At 68.2% G+C, this 24,521-nt stretch carries 24 protein-coding genes; 13 read left to right on the top strand and 11 right to left on the bottom strand.

Going from position 1 to position 24,521, the window contains the following annotated elements; all coding sequences use genetic code 11:
• Positions 1-16: 16 nt before the first annotated feature.
• Positions 17-721: a GntR family transcriptional regulator gene (locus OG817_RS14850; protein ID WP_406055056.1), complete on the top strand. Its 705-nt coding sequence runs from the start codon at positions 17-19 to the stop codon at positions 719-721.
• Here the strand turns inward: OG817_RS14850 and OG817_RS14845 are convergent, their stop codons facing one another.
• From OG817_RS14845 to OG817_RS14830, 4 genes are read right to left on the bottom strand one after another with little or no spacing between them, the layout of a single operon-like run.
• A complete protein-coding gene (locus tag OG817_RS14845) occupies positions 722-1,492 on the bottom strand; it encodes an energy-coupling factor ABC transporter ATP-binding protein (RefSeq protein ID WP_406055054.1) in 771 nt (256 codons plus the stop codon).
• Positions 1,489-2,247 (bottom strand): cobalt ECF transporter T component CbiQ, encoded by a 759-nt coding sequence (cbiQ, locus tag OG817_RS14840; protein WP_406055052.1) that lies wholly within the window; start codon positions 2,245-2,247, stop codon positions 1,489-1,491. Before cbiQ ends, OG817_RS14845 begins: the two co-directional genes overlap by 4 nt.
• Positions 2,244-3,263 carry an energy-coupling factor ABC transporter permease gene (locus OG817_RS14835; protein ID WP_406055050.1) on the bottom strand — a complete coding sequence of 340 codons (1,020 nt, stop codon included), beginning with the start codon at positions 3,261-3,263 and terminating at the stop codon, positions 2,244-2,246. Before OG817_RS14835 ends, cbiQ begins: the two co-directional genes overlap by 4 nt.
• A gap of 45 nt (positions 3,264-3,308) precedes the next feature.
• Positions 3,309-4,667 carry a dihydrolipoyl dehydrogenase family protein gene (locus tag OG817_RS14830; RefSeq protein ID WP_406055048.1) on the bottom strand — a complete coding sequence of 453 codons (1,359 nt, stop codon included), beginning with the start codon at positions 4,665-4,667 and terminating at the stop codon, positions 3,309-3,311.
• Between the two features lie 120 nt (positions 4,668-4,787).
• Here OG817_RS14830 and OG817_RS14825 point away from each other — a divergent pair, with 120 nt between their 5' ends.
• Genes OG817_RS14825 through tsaA form a run of 3 tightly spaced genes read left to right on the top strand, consistent with a single transcriptional unit; the run spans position 4,788 to position 7,474 of the window.
• Positions 4,788-6,299 (top strand): PstS family phosphate ABC transporter substrate-binding protein, encoded by a 1,512-nt coding sequence (locus OG817_RS14825; protein ID WP_406055046.1) that lies wholly within the window; start codon positions 4,788-4,790, stop codon positions 6,297-6,299.
• Positions 6,300-6,308: 9 nt separating this feature from the next.
• Positions 6,309-7,064: a metallophosphoesterase gene (locus OG817_RS14820; RefSeq protein ID WP_406055044.1), complete on the top strand. Its 756-nt coding sequence runs from the start codon at positions 6,309-6,311 to the stop codon at positions 7,062-7,064.
• Positions 7,061-7,474 carry a tRNA (N6-threonylcarbamoyladenosine(37)-N6)-methyltransferase TrmO gene (gene tsaA / locus OG817_RS14815; protein WP_393389866.1) on the top strand — a complete coding sequence of 138 codons (414 nt, stop codon included), beginning with the start codon at positions 7,061-7,063 and terminating at the stop codon, positions 7,472-7,474. The genes OG817_RS14820 and tsaA overlap by 4 nt, the downstream gene beginning before the upstream one ends.
• 6 nt (positions 7,475-7,480) lie before the next feature.
• On the opposite strand, the gene OG817_RS14810 is transcribed toward tsaA, so the two are convergent.
• Positions 7,481-7,768 (bottom strand): hypothetical protein, encoded by a 288-nt coding sequence (locus OG817_RS14810; RefSeq protein WP_406055041.1) that lies wholly within the window; start codon positions 7,766-7,768, stop codon positions 7,481-7,483.
• 155 nt (positions 7,769-7,923) lie between these two features.
• Positions 7,924-9,321, bottom strand: a complete 1,398-nt coding sequence (gene lpdA / locus OG817_RS14805) for a dihydrolipoyl dehydrogenase (protein WP_406055039.1) — start codon at positions 9,319-9,321, stop codon at positions 7,924-7,926.
• Positions 9,322-9,499: 178 nt separating this feature from the next.
• On the opposite strand from lpdA, the gene OG817_RS14800 reads away from it, so the two are divergent.
• A complete protein-coding gene (locus OG817_RS14800) occupies positions 9,500-11,623 on the top strand; it encodes a peptidoglycan DD-metalloendopeptidase family protein (protein WP_406055037.1) in 2,124 nt (707 codons plus the stop codon).
• A 36-nt stretch (positions 11,624-11,659) separates the two neighbouring features.
• On the top strand, positions 11,660-12,118 hold the full coding sequence (locus tag OG817_RS14795) for a PGPGW domain-containing protein (RefSeq protein WP_396390536.1): 459 nt from the start codon (positions 11,660-11,662) through the stop codon (positions 12,116-12,118).
• Here OG817_RS14795 and OG817_RS14790 read toward each other — a convergent pair.
• Positions 12,037-13,284, bottom strand: coding sequence for an FAD-dependent monooxygenase (locus OG817_RS14790; protein ID WP_406055035.1), 1,248 nt, complete (start codon positions 13,282-13,284; stop codon positions 12,037-12,039). The genes OG817_RS14795 and OG817_RS14790 overlap by 82 nt on opposite strands.
• 88 nt (positions 13,285-13,372) lie before the next feature.
• Here OG817_RS14790 and OG817_RS14785 point away from each other — a divergent pair, with 88 nt between their 5' ends.
• Entirely contained in the window at positions 13,373-14,062 is a 690-nt protein-coding gene (locus OG817_RS14785) for a TetR/AcrR family transcriptional regulator (protein ID WP_406055033.1), read from the top strand.
• Here OG817_RS14785 and OG817_RS14780 read toward each other — a convergent pair.
• Positions 14,043-14,939, bottom strand: a complete 897-nt coding sequence (locus OG817_RS14780; protein ID WP_396390539.1) for a helix-turn-helix domain-containing protein — start codon at positions 14,937-14,939, stop codon at positions 14,043-14,045. The genes OG817_RS14785 and OG817_RS14780 overlap by 20 nt on opposite strands.
• A 181-nt stretch (positions 14,940-15,120) precedes the next feature.
• Between OG817_RS14780 and OG817_RS14775 the strand changes: the two genes are divergently transcribed.
• From OG817_RS14775 to OG817_RS14760, 4 genes are read left to right on the top strand one after another with little or no spacing between them, the layout of a single operon-like run.
• Positions 15,121-17,907, top strand: coding sequence for a family 78 glycoside hydrolase catalytic domain (locus OG817_RS14775; RefSeq protein ID WP_406055031.1), 2,787 nt, complete (start codon positions 15,121-15,123; stop codon positions 17,905-17,907).
• A gap of 40 nt (positions 17,908-17,947) precedes the next feature.
• Positions 17,948-19,303, top strand: a complete 1,356-nt coding sequence (locus tag OG817_RS14770; protein ID WP_406055029.1) for an ABC transporter substrate-binding protein — start codon at positions 17,948-17,950, stop codon at positions 19,301-19,303.
• A gap of 6 nt (positions 19,304-19,309) precedes the next feature.
• Positions 19,310-20,236: a carbohydrate ABC transporter permease gene (locus OG817_RS14765; RefSeq protein WP_396390543.1), complete on the top strand. Its 927-nt coding sequence runs from the start codon at positions 19,310-19,312 to the stop codon at positions 20,234-20,236.
• A complete protein-coding gene (locus OG817_RS14760) occupies positions 20,233-21,084 on the top strand; it encodes a carbohydrate ABC transporter permease (protein WP_360438963.1) in 852 nt (283 codons plus the stop codon). Before OG817_RS14765 ends, OG817_RS14760 begins: the two co-directional genes overlap by 4 nt.
• Here OG817_RS14760 and OG817_RS14755 read toward each other — a convergent pair whose 3' ends face one another.
• Together OG817_RS14755 and OG817_RS14750 are read right to left on the bottom strand one after the other, a co-directional pair.
• A complete protein-coding gene (locus OG817_RS14755; RefSeq protein ID WP_406055027.1) occupies positions 21,085-21,699 on the bottom strand; it encodes a methyltransferase domain-containing protein in 615 nt (204 codons plus the stop codon).
• A 35-nt stretch (positions 21,700-21,734) separates the two neighbouring features.
• A complete protein-coding gene (locus OG817_RS14750; RefSeq protein WP_406055025.1) occupies positions 21,735-22,118 on the bottom strand; it encodes a hypothetical protein in 384 nt (127 codons plus the stop codon).
• Between OG817_RS14750 and OG817_RS14745 the strand changes: the two genes are divergently transcribed.
• The gene (locus tag OG817_RS14745; protein ID WP_406055023.1) at positions 22,081-22,614 is read left to right on the top strand and encodes a GntR family transcriptional regulator; all 534 of its coding nucleotides are present in this window, start codon (positions 22,081-22,083) and stop codon (positions 22,612-22,614) included. The two genes, OG817_RS14750 and OG817_RS14745, sit on opposite strands and share 38 nt — an antisense overlap.
• Here OG817_RS14745 and OG817_RS14740 read toward each other — a convergent pair.
• Entirely contained in the window at positions 22,575-23,705 is a 1,131-nt protein-coding gene (locus OG817_RS14740; protein ID WP_406055021.1) for an aminotransferase class V-fold PLP-dependent enzyme, read from the bottom strand. The two genes, OG817_RS14745 and OG817_RS14740, sit on opposite strands and share 40 nt — an antisense overlap.
• Before the next feature lie 26 nt (positions 23,706-23,731).
• Here OG817_RS14740 and OG817_RS14735 point away from each other — a divergent pair, with 26 nt between their 5' ends.
• Complete coding sequence (locus tag OG817_RS14735) at positions 23,732-24,496, top strand: glycerophosphodiester phosphodiesterase (protein WP_406055020.1); 765 nt, start codon at positions 23,732-23,734, stop codon at positions 24,494-24,496.
• Positions 24,497-24,521: the final 25 nt, after the last annotated feature.

The following is a 24,521-nucleotide window of genomic DNA, read 5'->3' as shown; positions in this document are numbered from 1 at the left end:
CGGACAGGGAAGACAGATGAGCGAACGCGGTGCCGAGCGTCCCGAACGGACCCGGATGAGTGATGTCGTCTACGAGCAGCTGCAGACATGGCTGCTGGACGGAGCGATCCAGCCCGGCGAGCGGATCCGGGTCGACGTGGTCAGCCGCCAGCTCGGCGTGTCCCAGACCCCGGTCCGGGAGTCACTGAACCGGCTGGAGGCCGAAGATCTGGTCACCAAGACACATCTGATCGGATATTCCGCCAGCCCGAAACTGACTCCGGAGCGGTTCGAGGATCTTTTCGAAGCGAGGTTCCTGATCGAGCCGTACTGCGCCGGCCTCGCGGCCGGCCGGCACCAGCGGGTCGAGGTCGAGCAGATCGCCGGGATCGCCGCCGACCTGCGCGTCCGCTACCAGGCCGGCACGATGTCGTACGGCGCCTTCGCCCGCGAGGACGCCGAGTTCCACCAGGCGATCATCGCGGCCACCGGGAACAGCTACTTCGGAGAGATCTTCGCCAAGCTGCACTGCCATCTGCAGCTGTTCCGGCTACTGCGCGACTCCCGCGTGACCGAGGACGCGCTCGAGGAGCACGACCTGATCGTCACCGCGATCCGGCAGCGCGACACCGAGGCCGCGGACGCCGCGATGCACGCCCACCTGAACGCGTCCCGCAGCCGGCTGAGGTCCGCCTTCGAGTCGACCCCGGCAAGCGTCGAGGAGGCCGCCACGACGTCCTGATCAGCGCTCCGGGCCGGACACCGAGAGCGGGTCGAACCCGTACGGGAGCTCCAGGCGATGCGCACTCATCAACTCGGCATCGCCGAGCAGGTCACGGGTCTTGCCGTCGGCAACGATCCGGCCGTCGTCCATGAGCAGGCTGCGCTCGCACAGCTGCAAGGCGTACGGCAGGTCGTGCGTGATCATCAGCAGCGTGACGTCGAGCCCGGCCAGGATGTCGGCCAGCTCCCGCCGCGCCGCCGGGTCGAGGTTGCTCGACGGCTCGTCCAGCACCAGGACCTCGGGCCGCATCGCCAGGACCGTCGCCACCGCGACCCGCCGCCGCTGACCGAATGACAGGTGGTGCGGTGCGACATCGGCGTGATCCTGCATGCCCACCTGGACAAGGGCCTCGTGCACGCGATCGTCGAGCTCGGCGCCACGCAGCCCGAGGTTCGCCGGTCCGAACGCCACGTCGTCGCGCACGGTCGGCATGAACAGCTGGTCGTCCGGGTCCTGGAAAACCAGGCCGACCTTCCTCCGCACCTCGGCGAGATGCTCCCGATGCAAGCCCGTCCCGCCGATCTGGATCCGGCCGCTCCCGGTCCCACCGGCAACCGAGCCGAGGATCCCGTTCAGGTGCAGCACCAGCGTGGTCTTGCCGGCACCGTTCGGACCGAGCAGCGCGACCCGCTCCCCGCGCTCGACGATGAAGTCGACGCCGAACAGCGCCTGCCGCCCGTCCGGATAGGCAAACACGAGCCGCTCGACGTGAATCGCTGGACCGCTCACAGGCCCACCACCCTTGCCATGACTGCGATGAGGACCGCGAGCAGGGAGATCGTGAGACCTTCCAGCCATTGCGATCGGACTGCTCCGGTCTGACTCAGCAGAGGCATCCGGCCGGTGTAGCCGCGGGACCGCATCGCGAGGTGCACGCGCTCGCCGCGCTCGAAGCTGCGGACGAACAGGCCACCCACTCCCCCGGCGACCGCCTTCAGATGGCCCACTCGACCACCGGCGTACCCGCGCGACTCCCGGGCGATCCGCATCCGGTGCAGGTCGTCCGACACCACGCTGAGGTAGCGGATCATGAACGACAGGATCGCCACCAGCGTCGCGGGGAGCCGCAACCGTTCGAGGCCGGCCAGCAGGTCGCGGGGCGCAGTCGTCGCGGACAGCAGGATCGCCGCCACCACTCCGAGCGTCCCCTTGGCGAGCACGTTCCATGCGCCGAGTACGCCGGACTGCGACAACTCCACTCCGAGTACGTCGATCCGCGGGCCGGTCGCCACGAACGGCAACAGGAGCGCGAACACGATGAACGGCGTCTCCACCGCCAGCCGCCGCGACAGCACGTGCACCGGCAGTTTGGCCATGACCACAGCAGCCACGAGCATCGCGGCGTACAGACCGAAGGCCCAGAAGACCGCCGCCGGAGTGGACACGACGGCGAGGACGAAGACGAACAACGCGATGAGCTTCACCTGCGCCGGCACTCGGTGGACTCTGCTGTCCACCGCCACGAGCAGGCCGTCGCCGCTCACGATGCCTTGTTCGCCCGGAGTGAGGCCAGCTTGGCGATGGCCAGGCCGAGCACGATCGTGACCAGTACGCCGATGATGCCGGCCAGAGCACCGGAGACCTCGGAGTTGCCGATGCCGCTGACCCCGTAGTCGGCCAGCGGGCTGCCGGCGACGGCGGACGACTTGGCGGCCGTCTCGAAGCCCAGCTTCGCCCCGACGAACTCCAGCCCGTCCGGATGCGCGCTCGCGAACAGGCTCAGCCCACCCGCCACCACCAGCGTCACCGCGATCCCGACACCGAGCGGGCGCCCGGCCGACTTGGCCGCGATCGGCCGGTCCGGCGAGACGGTCGAAGTGTTGCCGTCGGCATCGACCAGGACGAGGTCCTTTTGCAGGTGGCGCGCGGCGTACACCAGATCGGGCCGCGTCGCGACCACCGCGCTCAGCACAGCCGCGGTGATCACGGCCTCACCGATGCCGACCAGAATGTGCCAGCCGACCATCGCGGTGGCGAGCTTGCCGAGCGGGATGTCGACCGCGCCACCGATCGCGTACAACCCGGTGAAGGCCAGCGCCGCGACCGGGACGGACACCAGCGCGCCGAGCGTGGCCGCGGGGACGACGCTGCCGACCCGGCGCGGCAGCGCCTTGAGCACGGCACGCGTCAGGAAGTAGCCGACGAGCACCGTGATCAGACCCATCAGGGTGATGTTCGTCCCGAGAGCAGTCAGCCCGCCATCCGCGAACAGCAACCCTTGAACCAGCAGCACCGTCGACATCACCAGTACGGCGGACCACGGGCCGACCAACGCCGCGGCCAGCGCGCCACCGAGCAGGTGCCCGCTGGTCCCCGCGCCGACCGGGAAGTTCACCATCTGCACCGCGAACACGAACGCCGCGGTCAGCCCGGCCAGCGCCGGCCCGGTCTCGCGGATCTCGCGGTTGGCCCGCTGCAGGCTGAAGCCGACCGCGCCCGCCGCGATCAGACCGGTCGCGACGGACGTCGGGGCGTCGAAGAAGCCGTCAGGAACATGCACCTGAACAATGGTGAGCTAGTTGCGACCGGATCGCAACAAGCAATTTCACAAAGCCTTCAGTGCTTCGCCGATCGCCCGGTGGAATGTCGGGTATGCGTAAATCATCTGTCGCAGAGAGTGCACAGGAACCGCCGCATGCACTGCGACCGCCAGCGCGCTGAGGACCTCGCCACCCGTCGGACCCGCACTGGTCGCGCCGACCAGAACACCACGCTCGTTGTCGGCGACGACCTTGATGAAGCCCTCGTTGCCGGCCTTGTGGATCCAGCCGCGGGTCGACGCCGGAATCGGGGTCGACCCGGTCCGCACGTCCAGCCCCGCCTCCCGGGCCTGCTTCTCGGTCATCCCGACCGCGCCGATCTCCGGATCGGTGAACGTCACCCGCGGCATCGCGTGGTAACTCGCCGTCGGTGCGTCCGGCTCCTCGAGGATGTCGCGGACCGCGATGTCAGCCTGGTACATCGCGTTGTGGGTGAAGACGCCGACACCGGTGACGTCGCCGATCGCCCACACCTTGTCGCCGGCCCGGACGTGGCCGTCCACCTCGATCCGGCGGGCCTTCGGGTCGAGCCCGAGCTGGTCCAGGCCGAGCTCGTCGGTCGCGATCCGGCGTCCCGTTGCCACCAGCAACTTCTCGCCGCTGACCGCGGACCCGTCGTCCAGCGTGACGGTGAACGTGTTCCCGGCGTACCCGACCTGCTTGGCGTGCAGGCCGGTGTGGAACGTGACGCCGTCGCGCTCGAGCGCCTCGCGGGCCAGTACGCCGGACTCCGGCTCCTCCATCGACAGCACCTCGGCGGCACCCTCGATCACGCTCACCCGCGATCCGAACCGGGCGAACACCTGGGCCAGTTCCATCCCGATCGCGCCACCACCGAGCACCACGATCGAGGCCGGCAGCGTGTCCGCCTCGATCGCCTCCCGGTTCGTCCAGTACGGCGTACCCGCCAGACCGTCGATCGGCGGGACGGCCGGGATCGTACCGGTCGCGATCACGATGCCGCGGGTCGCCTCGAACTCGCGATCGCCGGCCCGGACCGTGTTCCGGCCGGTGAACGTGGCGCGCTCCTTCAGCACCGTCGCGCCCTTGTTGACGAGCCGGTCCACCGCAACCTTGTCGTTCCAGTCGTCGGTCGCCTCCACGCGGATCCGCTTGGCCACCGGCCCCCAGTCCGGCTGGACGGACGCCGTACCGGCCATGCCGTCGACCCGTCGGGTCTCGGCGATCAGGTTCGCGGCCCGGATCATCATCTTGCTCGGGATGCAGCCGTAGTACGGGCACTCGCCACCGACCAGCCGGGACTCGATCCCGACCACGCGCAGCCCTGCCTGTGCCAATCGCCCGGCGGTCTCCTCGCCGCCCACACCCAGTCCGACAACGACCACGTCCACCTGTTCAGCCATGCGGACAATCTCGCAGAAGGGGCCGGAACCGGCCAAGCTCTGAGCCTGCGTGTCATCGCGCGGTAAGCAATCGTTCACCGCGGGCCACTACGCTGCGGAACTCGTAGAAGTGGGGATACGTTGTTCGATTTCTCTGGTTTCGGCAGCATCAACATCGAGACCGTCATTGCCGCCGTCACGCTGTTCGGCACCTCGATCGTCTGGCTGCTCGACCGCTATCTGTTGCGCCGCAAACGGCTCGTCTACCGGGTCCAGGTGGATGCGCAGATCGGGGTGCATCCGAAGCAGAACCGCGCCAGGGAAATGGTCGACGTCGAGGTGGTCCACCAAGGGACGGTGGTCCAGGATCCCAGCATCGTGCTGCTGCGGCTGGACAACGCCGGCGGGACCGACATCGACGCGCGCGACATGCAGGACAAGGTCTCGTTCGTGTTCCCGGACCGCAAGATCGTCCGGATGAAGGTGGTCGAGTCGCAGCCGGACTCGCTGGGCAAGATGCTGGAGAGCCGGATGAACCCGGCCGACTACGTCGACACCGAGAAGCTCGTGGTGCCCCGGATCGCGATCAACCGCGGCGACCACTTCAAGTTCCTGCTGGTGCTGTCCGGGAAGGGCCGCGACGTCGCCCACTCCGGCTATCTGGCCGGTGGGTCGACCGGCGGCGGGGTCTACCACGAACCACGGCCGCGCGGGCTGGGCCGCCGTACGTTGATGTTCGGCGCGACCACGCTGGTGCTGGTCGGCGCGCTGGTCGCGTTCTTCCTGGTCGACGTACTGCAGCCGCCGGACAACTGCGAGTCGGGGCAGCTCCGGGTGATCGGGTCGACCGCTGTGGAACCGACCATGACCGAGCTGCGCAGTGCGTACGTGACCGACTGCACGCAGGCCGACATCACGATCGCGGCGAACGGCAGCCGCAACGGTGTGCGCAGCCTCAGCGACCTGGGGGCGCAGGACGGGACCGCGGCGAGCAAGGTGATCGCCATGTCGGACGGACCGGCCGAGGACGCGCCCACGCTGCGCGGGGAACCGATGGCGGTGGTGGTGTTCGCCGTGGTGATCAACCGGTCGGCCGCGGTGACGTCGCTGACCACCGCGCAACTGCGGGCGATCTACAACGGCCAGATCACCAACTGGAAGGACGTCGGCGGCAAGGATCTGCCGATCCGGATGGTCAGCCGGGTCGGCCCGGACTCGGGGTCGCGACGGGTGTTCCGGGAGAAGGTGCTCGGCGGCGACCAGGAGCTCGGGATCACGTCCGACGACTGCCGCACGGACGACGACGCCGCGGCGGCGAAGTACCACCGCTGCGAGGTCGGTACGACGGAAGAGCTGCTGACCCGGGTCAACGAGATCGGCGGCGCGATGGGCTACGCCGAGCTCGGCGGCGCCCGGAAGCTCCCCGACGTCACGATCGCGACCGTCGACGACGTCGTACCGGACTCCTCGAAGGTCGCGGCCGGGGCGTACAAGTTCTGGGAGGTCGAGCACGCCTACACCTACAAGGTGCCGGAGACCGCGTCGCTGACCTCGACCTTCCTGGAGTACGTACGCTCGCCGCAGGCACGCCCGATCCTCGAACGCAGCGGTCTCGTCCCGTGCAGTGATCTCCCGACGGGGTTCTGTGGTTAGTCTGCGGGGATGATCGTCATCGCACACCTCAGCGACCCGCATCTCGACGGTTCGGACGGGCCACGATCCAGGCTCCGCCGGATCACGTCGTACCTGAAGGCCTTCGCCCGGCCGGTCGACGTCATCCTCGTCACCGGTGATCTGGCCGACCACGGCCTGGAGTCCGAGTACGCCGAAGTCGCGGCCGAGCTGTCGACGGACATCCCGGTGCTGATGCTCCCGGGCAACCACGACGTGAGCGCGCCGCTCCGCGCCGGACTGGCGTCGTACGTCGACTCACCCGGCGACGGGCATCCGGTGCATCAGGTCCGGGAGGTGGCCGGCGCGCGGTTCGTCCTCGTCGACAGCACGGTGCCCGGTGAAGACCACGGGCTGCTGTCCAACGACTCGCTCTCCTGGCTGGACGGCGTACTGCGGGAGTCCTTCGACGGACCGGTGTTCGTGGCGATGCATCACCCCCCGCTCGAGCTGCATCATCCGGTCATGGACCAGTGGATGCTCCACGACCGCGAGGGCCTCGAGACGGTCCTGACCGGCAAGACCATCACCGCGCTCCTCACCGGCCACGTGCACAACCCGATCGTCACGACGTTCGCCGGCCACCCCGTCCTCGGAGCTCCTGGCATTCGCTCTACCGTTCCGCTCCCGTTCGAACCCCCGACCTCGGGCAGCGGTGTCGTCGACCCCACCGCCTACCCAGGTCTCGCCCTCCATGTCCTCACGCCGGGCGAACCGCTGCAGACCGTCTACAGGTTTCCGCTGTGACCGGCGACCTCGTCCTCCGGCCCATCGGACGGGTCGAGTCGTCACTCGCAACCCGCGCGGAGGCTCCACGTCAGGGCGACGAAGGCGCACCGGACGCGTGGGTCGTGTTCGACGAGTCTGTCCGCGCCGCTCTTCAGGACCTCGCTCCGGGCGACGAGGTGATCCTGATCAGCTGGTTCGATCGCTCCGAACGCGACGTTCTCACCGTTCATCCACGCGGTGACCTGTCCCGTCCGGCGACCGGCGTCTTCAGCACCCGCTCCCCCGACCGCCCGAACCCGCTCGGCCTGCACCGCGTGACGATCCTGGCGACCGACGGCCTGCGCCTGCACGTCGATCACCTCGAAGCCATCGACGGCACCCCCATCGTCGACGTCAAACCCGTACTCGGCGACATCACCGACCGCTGAGATGCCTCAGCCAGGGACGCGCTGCCCGGTCGGTGCGCGGCTCGGGTACGGGCCGGTGAGGTAGGTGTTGATCTCGGCGACGGTGCCGTCGGAGTCACGGATGACATGGCGGAGGCCGTTCCAGCGGGCGACCTCGACGCCGATCGCGATCAGCCGCAGCCGGCTCGCCCCGGAGGCGAACGGCTCGGGGCTGTCACACCGCCGGGTGTACCACGTGCCGCCCTGGTGGTAGGTCTCCACATCCGCGTGCAGCTCGTTGGTGCTGTCTGGCTCGTTGAGGTCAAACGATGTCATCCGGCCTGCCTTCAGCTAGGAATCCCGGCACTGAAGTCCATCACCTGGCACCGCTGCGGCACTGCGGCCGAAAGTCCTCGATCCTCAGGACTTCGGTCCCGAACGACGAAGCCCCCCGGACCGCCTGGTCCGGAGGGCTCGCCTGCAAGCCGGGATCAGAAGTTGATCATGTGGCCTTCGAGGCCGTGGAACACTTCCTGCAGGGCCTCGCTCAGGGTCGGGTGAGCGTGCACGTTGCGGGCCAGCTCCTTGGAGGTCAAGTCCCACTTCTGCGCCAGGGTCAGCTCGGGCAGCAGCTCGGTGACCTCCGGGCCGATCAGGTGGCCGCCGAGGAGCTCGCCGTACTTGGCGTCGCTGATCACCTTGACGAAACCGGTCGGGTCGCCGAGGCCGTGGGCCTTGCCGTTCGCGGTGAACGGGAACTTCGCGACCTTGATGTCGTGGCCCAGCTTGCGGGCCTCCTCCTCGGTGTAACCGAAGCTCGCGATCTGGGGCTGGCAGAACGTCGCCCGCGGGATCATCGCGTAGTCGAGCTCCATCGTCTCGTGCCCGGCGATGGTCTCGGCCGCGACCACGCCCATCGCCTCGGCCGCGTGCGCGAGCATCAGCTTCGCGGTCACGTCGCCGATGGCGAAGATGTTCGGCACGTTGGTCCGGCAGAAGCCGTCGATGTTGATCGCGCCGCGCTCGGTCAGCGCGACACCGATCTTGTCCAGGCCGTAGCCGTCGACGCGCGGCTGGAAGCCGATCGCCTGCAGCACCTTGTCGGCCTCCAGCGTCTGCTGGTTGCCGTCCTTGCCGGTGACGGTGATCTTGACCTTCTCGCCGGACTCGTCGATCGAGTCGACCCGGGTCGAGGTAAGTACGTCGACGCCGAGCTTCTTGTACGCCCGCGCCAGCTCCTTGGACACGTCGGGGTCCTCGAGCGGCACCATCCGGTCCAGGAACTCGACGATCGTCACCTTCACGCCGTAGTTCGCCAGCACGTAGGCGAATTCGACACCGATCGCGCCCGCGCCGGCGATGACGATCGAGCCCGGCAGCTCCTCGGTGAGGATCTGCTCCTCGTAGGTCACCACGCGCTCGCTCAACTGCGTGCCCGGCAGCAGCTTGGTGGTCGCACCGGTGGCGAGGATGCAGTTGTCGAAGGTGACCGTCTCCGACGAGCCGTCGTTCAGCGTCACGTCGAGGGTGTTGGCGTCGGTGAACGAGCCCCAGCCGTCGAACTCGGTGATGTTGTTCTTCTTCATCAGGAAGTGGACGCCCTTGACCCGGCCGTCCGCCACCTTGCGGCTGCGCTGCACCGCGGTCGGGAAGTCGAAGCTCACCTCGCCACTGATGCCGAAGGTCTTCGCCTCCGCCCGGAAGATGTGCGCCAGCTCGGCGTTGCGCAGCAGCGCCTTGGACGGGATACAGCCCACGTTCAGGCAGACACCGCCCCAGTACTTCTTCTCGATGATGGCGGTTTTGAGCCCGAGCTGGGCGGCGCGGATCGCCGCGACATACCCACCCGGACCTGCGCCGAGGACAACAACGTCAAAGTGCGAGGCCATGAAGTGAACTTTAATCGGTCACTCCAATCGATCCGACACCACCTACGGGCTCTGTGGCACGCCTCATGGTCACGTTCTGTAGACCAGGGTTTCGCCACGAGCGTTTGCCGCCTACGCTGGCCTGGCGCGGGGGCCCGTCTCCCTCCGCGCGCGTGAGGCGAGACGAATAGGGGGCCTGATGGTTGTGGGGAACCGTCGGGGGCTGCGATTGGCAGCACTCGGCACGCTGCTGGCAGTGGTCGCACTGCCGGCGTACGCCGATGACCCCACCCCACCACCACCCGCGTCGGTGACGGACGTCAACCGGACCCTGGAGGAGCTCCAGGCCGAGGCCGCCGCCGTCCAGGCCGACTTCGCCAAGGCGACGATCGCCTACACCAACGCTCTCAAAGCAGCACAGACCGCTGAGGCCGCCGCCAAGAAGGCCGAGACCAGCGCGGCCGCGTCGAAGGGCAGGGCCGACGAGCAGCGCCACCGGCTCGGCCTGCTGACCGCGCAGGCCTACCAGCTCGGCATCCCGACCGTGATGGGTGCGGAGTCGATGATCTGGTCGCTCGCGCCGGTCGCGGAGAACCTGCAGGAGATCGCCGACCGCCAGACCGCGATCACCCAGCTCGGCAGTACCCAGGTCGCGCAGTACAAGGCCGCGACGGCCGCCGAGTCCGAGGCCGGCCGGACCCGGTCCGAAGCCGCCGGCAAGCGAGCCGCCGCGAACGAGGCGGCTGCCAAGGCCAAGGAGCTCAGTCAGCAGGTCCAGCAGAAGGCCGCGTTCGCCGCAACGGCGATGGAAGGCCAGGCCGCCGACCTCGACGGTGCGTCCGAGCTCTCCAGGCAGCTGCAGCTCGCCCGCAACCAGCAGGCCCTCGCGCGCTGGAAGACGTACCTGACCGAGCTCACCACCGCCAAGGTCAAGCCACCGGCGGCCGCCGTACTCAAGAACCCTGCCAAGCTCCCCGCCGGCCTGAAGCCGCTGACCGCGGCCGGTGCGCCCGTGCCCGGAGCGGCGTCGACCGTCACCGGCGGACGGACGATCCGGGTGTTGCCGGCCGAGACGATCCGCGCGGTCAACCAGGCCTTCAGCCTGCTCGGCAAGCCGTACGGCGTCGGCGCGACCGGCCCGGCCAAGTACGGCTGCCTCGGCGCGGCCCGGGTCGCGTGGCAGCCCTACACAACGCTCCCCAACCTGGTCGGCAAGGTCTACCCGAACTACCAGGCGGTGCCCAAGACCCAGGTCCAGCCCGGCGATCTGCTCGTGATGGGCAGCAAGTCGCTCGGCCTCGTCCACATCGGCGTCGCCCTCGACAACGGCGAGATGATCGCCGCCGACGAAGCCAAGGGCTCGGTCGCCGTCACCACCGTCCCGGACAACCTGTACTCCGCGCTCCGCCCGACCCTGGGCAAGCCCGCCAAGCCGCAGGTCGCCCCGACCCCGACGTCCGCCTCGTACGCTTTCCGTTGCGGCAACACCGCGACGTCGTACGACATCGGCACCGGCGCCTGGACCTGGCCGCTCGCGGACGGCACCTATGAGATCGGTACACCGTTCGGCCAGGCCGGCTCGATGTGGGAGACCGGCATCCACACCGGCCAGGATTTCCCGGCCGCCGTCGGTACGCCGGTCCGTGCGGCGACGTCCGGTGTCGTCCGGGTCGAGCACCCGGCCTGGGCCGGCAACCTGGTCCGGATCGACCACGGCAATGGCCTCGAGACCCTCTATGCGCACCTGAGCGCGATCAACGTCCCCGACGGGACGCAGGTCAAGGCCGGACAGCGGATCGGCGCGGTCGGCACCGAAGGCAACTCCACCGGACCGCACCTGCACTTCGAGGTCCGGCTCGGCGGCGACCCGGTCAACCCGATGCCGTTCCTGGCCACCGGGTCGGCGAGCGTCGGGTGGGGTGGCTTCAGCAACGGCATGATCCCGTCCAGCAAGCTGTGCGGCCTCGGCTCCGGCCACAAGCTCCGCTGCGACGCGGCAGCGGCGTACGCGCAACTTGCCGCCGCCTACCGCGCCCAGTTCGGCAGGACGCTGTGCATCACCGACTCGTACCGCTCCTACACGTCCCAGGTCGACCTGTACTCCCGCAAGCCGTCGCTGGCCGCCCTCCCCGGTACGTCGAACCACGGCTGGGGCGTCGCGGTCGACCTGTGCGGCGGCATCGACCGGTTCGGCACGAAGCAGTACCAGTGGATGAAGAACCACGCTGCGACGTACGGCTGGGTGCACCCGTCCTGGGCCGAGCAGGGCGGCTCCCGCGAGGAACCCTGGCACTGGGAATTCGGCAAACCGGCCAGTGCGTGACCAGGCTTGAGCTTGGCGAACACGTACGCTGGGCGTGTGGCCGAGCAGAAGACTCCCGACCGCACTGATCACAACATCACGCTGGACGCTGACGACGACCGGTGGGAGTGGCGGCGGCGCATCCGGGCGAACCCGACGAAGCATCTCGTCTACCGGATCGGCGTGGGCGTGCTCGGTGGGTTGCTGCTCATTGCCGCGCCGCTGACCGGGTGGTTGCCGGGACCGGGCGGGATCCCCTTGTTCATCGCGGGTCTCGCCGTACTCTCGAGCGAGTTCGAGTGGGCCCAGCGCCTGCTCTACAAGGTCAAGGACTGGGTCAAGGCGCTCACCGCCTGGACCGGCAAGCAGCCTGCCTGGCTGAAGACGCTCGGCACCGTCGCGCTGTTCATCTGCGTGCTGATCGCGATCTGGCTCTACCTGGCCGTGCTCGGCGTGCCTGGCTGGTTCCCCGACTCCTGGGAGAGGTTGCTGGCGAGGCTCCCGCTGCTCCCCTGATCGAGCATCGGGTAGGCCGGCAGTTCGATCAGGTTGCTGAACTTCTGGGCCATCCTGAGCATCTGGTTCATGAAGAACTTCGTATTCAGGATCCGGTTCCGTGCGGTGATCCCGAACTGCGTCGCCGGGGCAAGGAACTGACCGGTCCGGCTGCCGTCCTGCGTGGTCTGCACCGCCTTGCGCAGTCGCGCTTCGTAGCGCGAGAACGCCGCCCGGTAATCGCCGCGGGACTCCGCCAACTCCCCCGCCAGCACATACGCGCCGATCACCGCCGTACTCGTGCCCAACGCACCGAACGTCGCCCCGTACCCGGCGTCGCCGAGCAGCACCACCCGGCCGGTGGACCAGCGGTCCACCTGCACCCGGCTGATCGAGTCGAAGTACAACTCGGTTGCCGCGGGCAACGCGTCCAGGAGCCACGGCACGTGCCAGCCGACGTCCTCGAAGTGCTCGCGGACGATGGCCTTCTGCTCGTCCGGATTGCGCCGGTCGTAGCTGAGCCGCGGTGACTTGAAGACGAACAGCGTCTGCGCCAGCGCCGGGTCACGCCGGTCCGCACCGACGCTCGCCAGCTTCCCGGGCACGTTGTACTGCAGCGCGTCACCGCTGATCCCGACCGTGTTCGGCGCTTCCCACCCGGCAACGTAGTAGCCGAGATGCCGCTCGGTCACCTGCTCCGGCGCGAACGCGAGCCGCCGTACGACCGAGTGCATGCCGTCCGCCCCGATGACCAGGTCGTACGTCTCCTCCAACCCACTCTCGAACCGCACATCGACCCCGCCCGAATGCTCGCGCAGGCTCACGATCGAGTCACCGAACCGGTACGACGCCTGCCCGCGGCTGTGCTCGTAGAACACTCGGGACAGGTCGGCTCGCAGCACCTCGAGCTCGCCGCCGGCGAACTCCTCCGGCATCCGCATCAACTGCCGGCCGTCCTCGTCGACGAACCGCATCGCGGTGCCGCCGGTCTGCAGCTCCCGCAGGTCTGGCAGCACGCCCATCTTCTCGAGGACGACCTTGTTCACCTCGCCGCGGAAGTCGACGGCGTACCCGCCCTGCCGCAGCGCCGGCGCGACCTCGACCACCGTCACAGCGTGACCGAACCGGCCCAACCAGAGCGCCACCGACGGGCCCGCAACGCTCGCACCCGACACCAGAATCTTCATCTGTCTACCTCCATCATCGTTAACTGTGTCTGTCGGACACAATAAAGTGTATGGTAGACACAGTTCAAGTGATCTGGGAAGGACGGCGATGACGGAACTCCTCTGGGGGCGGCAGCAGCCGCCGAGCCGCGGGCCGAAACCGGCGATGACACTGACCGGCATCGCGGAGGCGGCGATCCGGATCGCGGACACCGAGGGCCTCGACGCGGTCTCGATGCAGCGCGTGGCCGACGATCTGCCGGTCACCAAGATGGCGCTCTACCGCTACGTGCCCGGCAAGAGCGAGCTGGTCGCGGTGATGAGCGACCTGGCCATCGGCGAGCCGCCGGAACATCCTGGGCTGTCCTGGCGCGAGGCGTTGCACGCGTGGGCGATGGACCTGTTCGAGGGCTTCAACCGCCACCCGTGGCTACTGCTGTCCACCGTCGGACGCCGCCCCGTCGGGCCGAACGAGGCCGCCTGGCTCGATCGAGGTGTGCAGGCCCTGACCGACTCCGGCCTGAACGGCACCGAGCAACTCGACTCGATCCTGGTCCTGTCCGGCCACGTCCGCACGATCGCGCTGCAGACTGCCACCATGCCCGGCGGCCGGCAAGGTCTCACCGAGGAGGCCTTCACCGCTTCCTTCGCCGGGATCCTCGCCGCCGAGGCGGACCGGTTCCCGAGCCTCGCTGCCGCTCTACGGACCCCGAGCGGTCAGGAGAACCAGGGACTCGCGTTCGGCCTCGACCGCATCCTCGACGGCCTCGAACTCCTGATCAGGGCAAGGAATGCGTGAGCTTCGGCGAATTGAAACGTTGCCGATACGTGCTTGCACTGAGGCCGTAGTGGGACTTGAAACGCCGGGCGAAGTAGTTCTGGTCCGGCCACCCGACGGCCTCCCCGATCCGGGCGATCGGCAGGTCCGTGTGCAGCAACTGAACGGCGGCCAGCTCGACCCGATGCCGGGACAGGTACGCCATTGGCGGCATCCCGGTCGCCGACTTGAACAATCGCACCAGATACCCGGGCGCGAGGTGCAACTCCTGCGCCAGATCGGTCAGCGTCCACGGCCGCGCCGGGTCCGCCTCCATCATCCGCATCGCGGCCAGTACGGCGGGATGCGTCTGGCGACCGAGTTCGTCGCGTTCGCCGACGGTCCGCGCGACACAACTCAGGTACAACGACAGCCACCCGATCAGATCACCGCGATGCCGGCGCATCGACTGGTTGCGTAGCTGCCGCAGGCCGTCCAGGTGACCGAGCGCCTCGGTGAGGGTCTCGTCGTCGAGGTGCGTGCTCAGCACTCCACGCCGCTGGGCAGAGAAAGGTCCAGTCCACAACAGATAACCCAGCAAGGGGTCCTCGCGCGTCCAGGCCAGTTCGCGCTGGACCAGATCGGCCGAGAAGCAGCAGTTGTAGACCTCGAGCGAACGGCATTGCTCGTACTCGTGCCACACGCCCGGTCGCAGCACCACCACGTCGCCGACGCGCAGGTCCTGACGCCCGGCCTGGCTGTGGTGGACCCCTTCACCGCCCGTCACCAACGCGAGCTCGAAGAAGCTGTGCGTGTGCAGTGGATGGCAGTCCTCGTGCACATGCGGACCCGCGTGCACGATCGTCCCTTCGACGAAGTGCAGCAGTGTCCCTTTGGTCCTCACTGGCTCGTCGGCCATGCCTCACGATACGGGCCAAGGTGCATTTTGTGCTAGCGCGAGTGCACTCCGGGCTAGCCCCTGGCGGCGATCGGTCGCAGGATCGGGGGACAGGCGAAACCTCTCCGCCATCAATCCGTAACGCATCGAGTCCTTTCGTCACAGCACCCAATGAATCGTTTCACTCGCCGGTTGGAGTCTTATGTCGAACCTCGCCGCACCCGCCTTCCTCCGCTTCGAACACCGCACCGACGCCGGACCCGTGGTGGGCATCGGTACCGCGACCCCACGGCTGTCGTGGCAGATCCCCACCGCGGACGCCGCGTACGCGCAGACGGCGTACGAGGTCGAGATCACCACCGGCTCGGCGCAGGTCTACACGGTCCAGTCCCCCGACCAGGTCCTTGTCCCCTGGCCCGGTGACCCACTCGCGTCGCGGCAGTCGGCGCAGGTCCGGGTGCGAGTGCGTGGGAACGACGAGTGGAGTGACTGGAGTGACGCCGCGACAGTCGAGGCCGGTCTGCTCACATCGGCCGACTGGAGTGCACGCTTCGTCAGCCCGCGAGGCAACAGCTACGGCTCCCCCGCTCCCCTGCTGAGCGGCGTCGCCGAACTGCCCGACGGCATCGTCAAGGCTCGCCTCTACGCCACCGCCCAGGGCATCTACCTGCCGGAGCTCAACGGCCAACGTGTCGGCGACGAGGAGCTGGCCCCGGGCTGGACGGCGTACCAGCAGCGGCTCCGCTACCAGACGTACGACGTGACCAGTCTGGTGCGGTCCGGCGAGAACCGGCTCGAGTTCCTGGTCGGCAACGGCTGGTACCGCGGCCGGCTCGGCTTCCACGGCAAGAACTCCTTGTACGGCGACCGTCTCGCCGTACTCGCCCAGCTCGAGATCACGACCGAGGACGGACAGGTTCACACCTTCGGCAGCGACGACACCTGGACCGCACGCGAGAGCGCCGTCGTCGCCGACGACCTGTACGACGGCCAGCGCACGGACCTCCGCCGGACACCGGGCAACGCCACCGCGGTCGACGTACTCGACGCCGACCTCAACCTCCTGGTCGCACCCGACGGCCCGCCGGTCCGCATCACCGAGATCGTGCCCGCAGTCGAGATCACGAGCTCGCCGACGGGCAAGACGCTGGTCGACTTCGGCCAGAACGTCGTCGGCCGGATCCGCCTGAAGGTCCGCGGCGGCGCGGCCGGCGACGAGATCGTCCTGCGCCACGCCGAGGTGCTCGAGAACGGCGAGCTCGGCGTACGCCCACTGCGGACCGCCAAGGCCACCGACTCCTACGTCCTGGCCGGGCCTGACGAGGTCACGCTCGACTCGCCGCTGACCTTCCACGGCTTCCGGTACGCCGAGGTGACCGGCGTCAGCGAACTGCGGCTCGACGACCTCGAAGCAGTCGTCGTGGGATCGGACCTGCGCCGCACCGGCTGGTTCGACTCGTCGCACGACCTGCTCAACCGCTTCCACGAGAACGTCGTCTGGGGAATGCGGGGCAACTTCGTCGACGTACCGACCGACTGCCCGCAGCGCGACGAGCGGCTCGGCTGGACCGGCGACATCCAGGTCTTCTCGCCCACCGCGAGCTTCCTGTTCGACACCGCCGGCTTCCTCACCAACTGGCTGGCCGACCTGGCCGCCGAGCAGCAGAAGGACGGCTCGGTGCCGTTCGTGATCCCGGACGTGCTCAAGCACAACGGTCCGGCCACGGCCGCATGGGGTGACGCGGCAACGATCGTGCCGTGGGTGATCTACGAGCGCACCGGCGACGCGGGTCTGCTCGCCCGCCAGTTGCCGAGCATGCGTGCCTGGGTCGACAAGATGGCCAACCTGGCCGGCAGCGACCTGCTCTGGTCCGGCGGGTTCCAGTTCGGCGACTGGCTCGACCCGACCGCGCCGCCGGACAACCCGTTCCGGGCGAAGGCCGACCCCGACGTCATCGCGACCGCACACCTGGCCCGCTCGGCGGAGGTTGTTGCCAAGGCCGCGGAGGTCGTCGGGGACCCGGAGCTGGCCGGCGAGTACGCCGATCTGGCCGCGCGGGTCCGGCAGTCGTTCGCAGCGGAGTACGCCACCGACGGCGGTCGCGTGCTGAGTGACGCGGCAACGACGTACGCGCTCGCCCTGCAGTGGGCGCTGCTGCCCACCGACGCACAGCGTCAACGTGCCGGCGAACGTCTCGCCGACCTCGTCCGGACGTCGGGCTTCCGGATCAGCACCGGATTCGTCGGTACGCCGCTGATGGCCGATGCACTGGCCGATTCCGGACATCCTGACCTCGCGTACCGCCTCCTGCTACAGACAGGCTGCCCCTCTTGGCTGTACGCAGTGACGATGGGAGCCACGACGGTCTGGGAACGCTGGGACAGCATGTTGCCCGACGGCAGGATCAACCCCGGCCAGATGACGTCGTTCAACCACTACGCCCTCGGTGCGGTGGCCGACTGGATGCACCGGCGGGTCGCAGGTCTTGCCCCGGGTGATCCGGGGTACCGGACGATCGTGGTACGCCCGCTGTTCTCCTCGCATCTCACGAGCGTCTCCGCCAAGCACCTCACCCCGTACGGCGAGGCGGCGGTCTCGTGGACGCGCGCCGACGGCCGGATCACGCTGACGGTGACCGTCCCGGTCGGCGCCCGCGCGCAGGTCGCCGTACCCGGTGCGGACGAGCAGGTCGAGGTCGGCCACGGGACGCACGAATGGACCGGTGACGACACGTACGCCGCGACCCCGGCACTGCCCGCGGACGCGAGCATCCGGCAACTGATGGACCACGAGCCGAGCTGGGACGAGATCTCCGCGGCGGCCCAGGAGACCGAGATCGTCGCCGACGACGCCGACCTGGCCGGCCGGCTGGAGCGGTACCTCGACCAGCCCGCCGCCCAGTTGGTCGAAGCGATCAGCCCCCGCGGCTTCTCCCCCAGCGCCGAAGCTCTTCAGGCCCGGCTCGAAGCCCTTCTCGACAACAACTGACCCACAACCTGGACGACTCCGCCCCGCTGCAGATGCCCTGATGAAACATCCCTTGGAGGTCATGATGACGTTCCGCCCAGGCACGAGAGGACTGGCCGTCATGGCGGCCTGCTCGCTCGCACTGACCGCGTGCAGCGCGGGCAGTCTCGGTTCCAGTGACGACGCCGGTGGTGGTGCTTCGGTCGAGATCACATACCTGACCACCAACCAGGATCAGGACGTGAAGGAAGCCGAGCAGCTCGCCAAGGACTTCCACGCGAAGAACCCGACCATCACCGTGAAGGTGGAGACCCGACCGGGTGGCACCGAAGGCGACAACATCATCAAGACCCGGCTGTCCACCGGTGACATGGTCGACATCTTCAACTACAACACCGGGTCGCTGTTCAACGCGATCGCACCGCAGAAGAACCTGCTGTCGGTCAACGACGAGCCGTGGGTCGCCGACCTGGACGAGAACTTCAAGAAGACCGTGACCGCCGACGGCCAGGTGTACGGGGCACCTGTCGGCGGGTTCCAGGGCGGTGCGGTCCTCTACAGCATCCCGGTCTACACCAAGCTCGGGCTGAAGATTCCGAAGACCTGGGCCGAGTTCATGGCCAACAACGCCAAGATCAAGGCCTCCGGTGGCGGAGTCGCGCCGGTGATCCAGACCTACGGCGAGACCTGGACCTCACAGCTGTTCGTGCTGGGCGACTTCCACAACGTGTCCTCGGCCGAGCCGGACTTCGCGGACAAGTACACGAAGAACCAGGCGAAGTACGCGACGTCGCCGGCCGCGCTGAAGGGATTCGAGCACACCGAGGCCGTCCACGACGCCGGGTACGAGAACAAGGACTTCGCCTCGGCCAAGCTCCCGGACGGTCTCAAGATGCTTGCCACCGGCAAGGGTGCGCACTACCCGATCCTGTCCGGTGTGGTCGCGAACATGGTCGCCACCTACCCCGACGCGGCCAAGACCGTCGGCCTGTTCGCGCTGCCTGGTGACGACGCGAGCAAGAACGGCCTGACCCTGTGGACACCGGGCGGTCTCTACATCCCGAAGACCACCGAGGGCGACAAGCTGGACGCGGCGAAGAAGTTCCAGGCGTTCGTCGCCAGCCCGGACGGCTGCGCGTCGCAGAACACCGCCGGCGCACCGACCGGCCCGTACGCGGTCAAGGGCTGCACGCTGGGAGACGACGTACCGCAGTCGATCAAGGACATGCAGCCGTACCTCGACAAGGAGGGTTCGTCGAGCCTGGCGCTGGAGTTCCTGTCGCCGGTGAAGGGCCCGTCGCTGGAGCAGATCACCGTCGAGGTGGGCTCCGGCATCCGGAAGGCGAAGGACGGCGCCGCCCGGTACGACGAGGACGTCAAGAAGCAGGCCCAGCAGCTCGGACTGGCTGGTTGGTGAAGGTCTGTGGCCATCACTTCGATTCGCCCGCGCTCGCGTAGCGACGCGACCCCGGCCGCTCCGGCGGCCGGGGGGAAGGTCTACAAGCCGTACTCGTTGTGGTTCTACCTGCCGACCGCGGTGATCTACACCGTCCTGTTTCTCGTTCCGACGTTCGCCTCGTTCTACTACAGCCTGACCCGGTGGAGCCTGTTCGAGTCCAAGTTCATCGGGCTGGAGAACTTCATCACGTTCTTCCAGGAGCCGGCCCTGGTCAAGGGCTTCACCAACACGTTGATCTACGCCGTAGTGACGTCGGGTTCGAAGGTCGTGCTCGGCCTGCTGCTCGCCGTCCTGCTGACCTCGCAGATCGTCGGCCGCGGGTACCTGCGCTCGGTCGTCTTCTTCCCGGTGCTGGTCAGTACGGTCGGCGTCGGCCTGCTCTTCCAGGTGCTGATGAACCCCGAGCGCGGCATCATCAACGGGGCCCTGGGCGTGCTCGGCATCCAGGGACCCGGGTGGCTGACCGACCCGAAGTGGGCGCTGATGTCGATCGCCGCTGTCGATGTGTGGAAGGGCGTCGGGCTGGCGACCCTGATCTACATCGCCGGGATCGTGTCGATCCCGCGGGAGTACATGGAGGCCGCCCGGGTGGACGGCGCCGGGTCGTGGGAGTCGTTCCGCCGGATCGTGCTGCCACTGTGCAAGCCGGCCACCGTCACCGTGATCATCCTGTCGCTGATCGGCGGCCTGCGGTCGTTCGAGCTGATCTGGGCGATGACGCGTGGTGGACCCGGATTCACCTCGGACGTGATCTCGTCGGTGATCTACAAGCAGTACCAGGCCGGGTTCTACGGTCTGTCCACGGCCGGCAACGTGATCCTGTTCCTGGTCGTCACCGCGATCATCCTGCCGCTGTCGTGGTTCCTGAACCGGAAGGAGGTGGACATGTGAGTACCGCCGAACTCGTCAACCACCGGCCGGGCCGCAGCTACCTGCTCAGCGCGGTCGCGATCGTGTCCTCGATCGTCGTCTTCATCATCCCGTTCGCGTTCATCGTGCTGACCGCGGTGAAGGACCGGCAGCAGTCCGCGGACCTGGACTTCGCCTGGCCGCACCAGTTCCACTTCGTGCAGAACTTCGTCGACGTGGTCAAGGCCCGTGACTACATGCTGGTGATCGCGTTCATCAACAGCACGATCCTGACCGTGGCCAGCGTCGCCGGGATGGTGGTGCTGGCGGCGATGGCCGGGTTCGTGCTGCAGCGCCGCAAGAGCAAGTGGAACGGCTTCATCAACTTCCTGGTGCTGTCCGGGCTGATCATCCCGCCGGCCGTCGTGCCGACGATCTGGGTGCTGCAGAAGATCGGGCTGTTCAAGACCATGCCAGGGTTGATCCTGATCGAGATCGCGTTCGGGTTGTCGTTCTGCATCCTGCTGTTCCGGGCGTTCGTCGCGACCATTCCCCGCGAGCTCGACGAGGCGGCGATCATCGATGGGGCCGGGCCGTTGCGGTTGTTCTTCGGGGTCATCTTCCCGCTGCTCAGATCCGTCATCATCACCGTCGTCGTGGTCCAGTCGGTCAACGTGTTCAACGACTTCGTGAACCCGCTGTACTTCCTGCCCGGCGACAAGAACGCGACCGTCCAGCTGACCCTCTACAACTTCTCCGGCCAGTTCAGCACCCAGTACAACCTGCTGTTCATGGACATCCTGCTCATCACGATCCCACCCCTGATCATGTTCCTCTTCTTCAACCGCCAAATCGTCGCCGGCCTGACCTCGGGCGCGGTCAAGGGCTGATCACTCCGGCTTGCGAACGATCACCGCCGCCTGCGGGTCCTTCTCGCCCGGGATCTGCGGTCGCGGCATCGTCACGACCTCGGCAAACCCGGCGTCGGCCAGCAGGGCGGACACATCGGCAGGATCGAACGTGTAGACCTCCAGATCGACGTCATGACCGTAGGCGTGGGAAAGGTGCCGGCTCCCACCGCCGACCTTGAAGCCATGGACCAGGTAGCCGCCCGGCCGCACCACCCGGAAGATCTCCGCGAACACGGCCGGGAGATCCTCGCGCGGCGTGTGGACCAGTGAGTACCACGCGAGAGCGCCGGCCAACTCGTCGTCCTTCAGGTCGAGGTCGAACAGGCTCCCGACCTCGAACCGCAGATCGGGATACTCCTGGCGGGCGACCTCGACCATCCCCGGCGACAGGTCGATGCCGAACACATCCAGTCCAAGCGAGGCGAGGTACGTCGTGATCCGCCCCGTGCCGCACCCGAGGTCGCCGACCGGCCCGTCCCCGACCAGCTCGGCGAACCGGTCCAGAGCGGGACGCTCGGACGGCTGCTCCAGCAGGATGTCCTTGAGGAGTCGGTGGTAGTCGGCGGCGACGGTGTTGTACGAAGTCTCGATCATGGTCCGCGACCCTAACCGCCGCCACCGACAGTCGGTCAGACGGCGGCGTAGTACGCCTCGACCGCCTCGTAGTCGACTGAGGTGTCCGGCATGATGCCGAGGGCCTCGTAGTGCTTGCGCCGGGCCCGCATGTCCGCAAGCAGGATCGCGCGGGCGTGGACCGCGACCTCGTCGGCGACCTCGGCCGGGACCACGATCACGCCGTCGTCGTCGTCGCAGCCGACCATGTCGCCGGGGCTCACCTGCGTGCCACCACAGGCGACGGTGGTCTGCGTCTCGACCACCTTGATCCGGCCGGGGATGATCGTGCGGCCCCGGGCCCGCGAACAGATCGGGGTGCGCTGGGCAACGATCTCCGCGGTGTCCCGGCAGTACCCGTCGGTGACGATCTCGGCCGCACCGGCCTTCAACGCGCCCATCCCGTTCTCCGAGCCCCAGAAGCCGACCTCCTTGCCGCTGACCGACCAGGACGTGTTCGAGATTCTGACGCTTCGCACCGCACTGGAGCGACTCGCCATCGAGCTTGGCGTGCCGGTGCGATTCCCCGACCGGCTCAAGGACGCGCAGGAGGCGCTGGGCGAGATGGAGCACTGCGCGGATGCCGAGGACCGCGGCAGTCTCGTCCAGGCCGGCTACCGCTTCCACGCCTCGCTGATCGCTCTCGCCGGGCACCGGCGGCTCGAGGAGGCGTACGCGTCAGTGCAGCAACAACTGCTCCTCTGCATGGCGCGCAATCTCTACGCCCGCGAGCACTTCTACGAGGATCTCCACGAGCAGGGGCGGCACCGGACCTTGCTCGAGCTCGTCGAGGCCGGCGACCCCGCCGCCGTACTGGCCGAGTTGGCGGTGCACGGCGAGCGGTCGTTCAGCGACCTTCAGAGCAACGCAGGCAGCCGCTCGGCGAGGGACTTGTAGTCCTGCAGCGAGTTGTAGGCGTGAGCGGACAGCCGGATGAAGCCGCGGCCGTCGAAGCCGGTCAGCGTGATCTCGGCCTTCAGCTCACGCGACACCCGGACCTTGAACGCCTCCCCGGCGGTGAGGTCGACGGACGACGGCAGCTCGACGAGCCGCATCGTCGCCGCGGGGCGCACGACCTCGGCGACACCGGTCGCCAAGGCCTTCGCGATGATGCGAGCGCCCTCGTCGATCAGATTGCTCAGCTGCGAGCGTCGTACCGGCCAGTCGAGTTCGTCCAGCACCCGCAGTGACTCGGGCGCGGCGATCCATGGGACGTAGTCGTACGTGCCCTGCATGTCGAAGCGCTCCGGCATCCGCTCGTCGTACTCCGACCACGACACGATCAGCGGCAGCGTCTCCGACCGCCACTTCTCCGCGACCACCAGACCCGCGGTCGCCCGCGGCGAGGCCGGCCACTTGTGGAAGTTGCCGGTCCAGAAGTCGGCGGCGTCGGCAGCCGGAGCGTCGATGAGGGCGGGTGCATGCGCGCCGTCGACCACGATCGCCACGTCGCGGTCCCGGCAGAGTGCGACGAGGTCCCCGATCGGGAACACCATGGCCGTCGCCGAGCTGATCTGGTCCACGATGAGCACGGACGCCTGATCGAGCTGACCCGCGATCAGCGATACGACCGTCTCGTCGTCGGCCTCCAGCGGTACGTCGACCACGACGACCTCGGCCCGATTGGCCCTGGCGAACCGCTCGGCGGCGTACCGGACCGCGCCGTACGCGTGGTTGGTCAACACGATCCGGCTGCCGGGTGGGATCGGCAGCGTGGCGAGCGCGACGGTCACCCCGGCGCTGGCGTTCGGGACCAGGGCGAAGCCGGCCGGGTCGGTCCGCAGGTACGACGCCAACTCGAGACGGCTCGTGGTCAACTGGTCCGCCACCGAGCGGAACCACGCCATCGGGTTGGCCTCGGTCTCGGTGCGCAGGGCGGCCATCAGTTCCTGGGTACGCCGCGGCACTGCGCCGTACGAACCGTGGTTCAGGTGCAGTACGCCGGGGTCGAGGGTCCACAGGTCGGGGCGGGGGCTGAGTAGCGTCACCACGCAAACGGTACATACTTCCTGTCGTGTACCCCTACCTCGACCACGATGGGCCGATCGCGATGGCCCACCGTGGCGGCGCAAGGCACCCGGACAACATCGGCTACGAGAACTCGCTGCGCGCCTTCGAGCACGCGGTAGGACTCGGCTACCGATACCTGGAGACCGACCTGCACGCCACCAGTGACGGGGTCGTGATCGCGTTCCACGACAGCAAGCTCGACCGGGTGACCGACCGGACCGGCGTGGTCGCAGAGCTGCCGTGGTCCGAGGTGAGCAAGGCGAGGATCAACGGCCACGAGCCGATCCCCCGGCTGGACCAACTGCTCGAACATCTCCCGGAGGTCCGGTTCAACCTCGACATCAAGGCGGAGAACGGGCTGCACCCGGCCGCCGAGGTGCTGCGCTCGGCGAACGCGATCGACCGCGTCTGCGTCTCGTCGTTCTCGCAGTCCCGGGTACGCCGGATCCGGCGCGAGCTGGGGCCGCGCCTGTGCACGGGGTACGGCGACTGGGAGACAGCGCTGATCCGGTTCCTGCCCATCCCGCTGAAGGCGCGCGGGGCCTGCCTGCAGATTCCGCAGAACTACGGTCCGCTCCGGGTGCTCACGCCGGGGCTGATCCGGCGAGCCCATGCCCTGGGCAAGCAGGTACACGTCTGGACGGTCGACGATCCGGCCGACATGCGGCGCCTGCTCGACGCCGGGATCGACGGCATCATCACCGACCGCACCGACGTCCTCCGGGACGTGCTCATCGAGCGCGGACAGTGGCAGGAAATCGGCCACTGAAGTGTTATCCGCGGGTACGCCGCTT

The organism is Kribbella sp. NBC_00889, from assembly GCF_045207705.1.
Taxonomy (GTDB): Bacteria; Actinomycetota; Actinomycetes; order Propionibacteriales; family Kribbellaceae; genus Kribbella.
The sequence above is the reverse complement of the archived record's forward strand: the minus strand, read 5'-3'. Positions and strand labels throughout refer to the sequence as shown.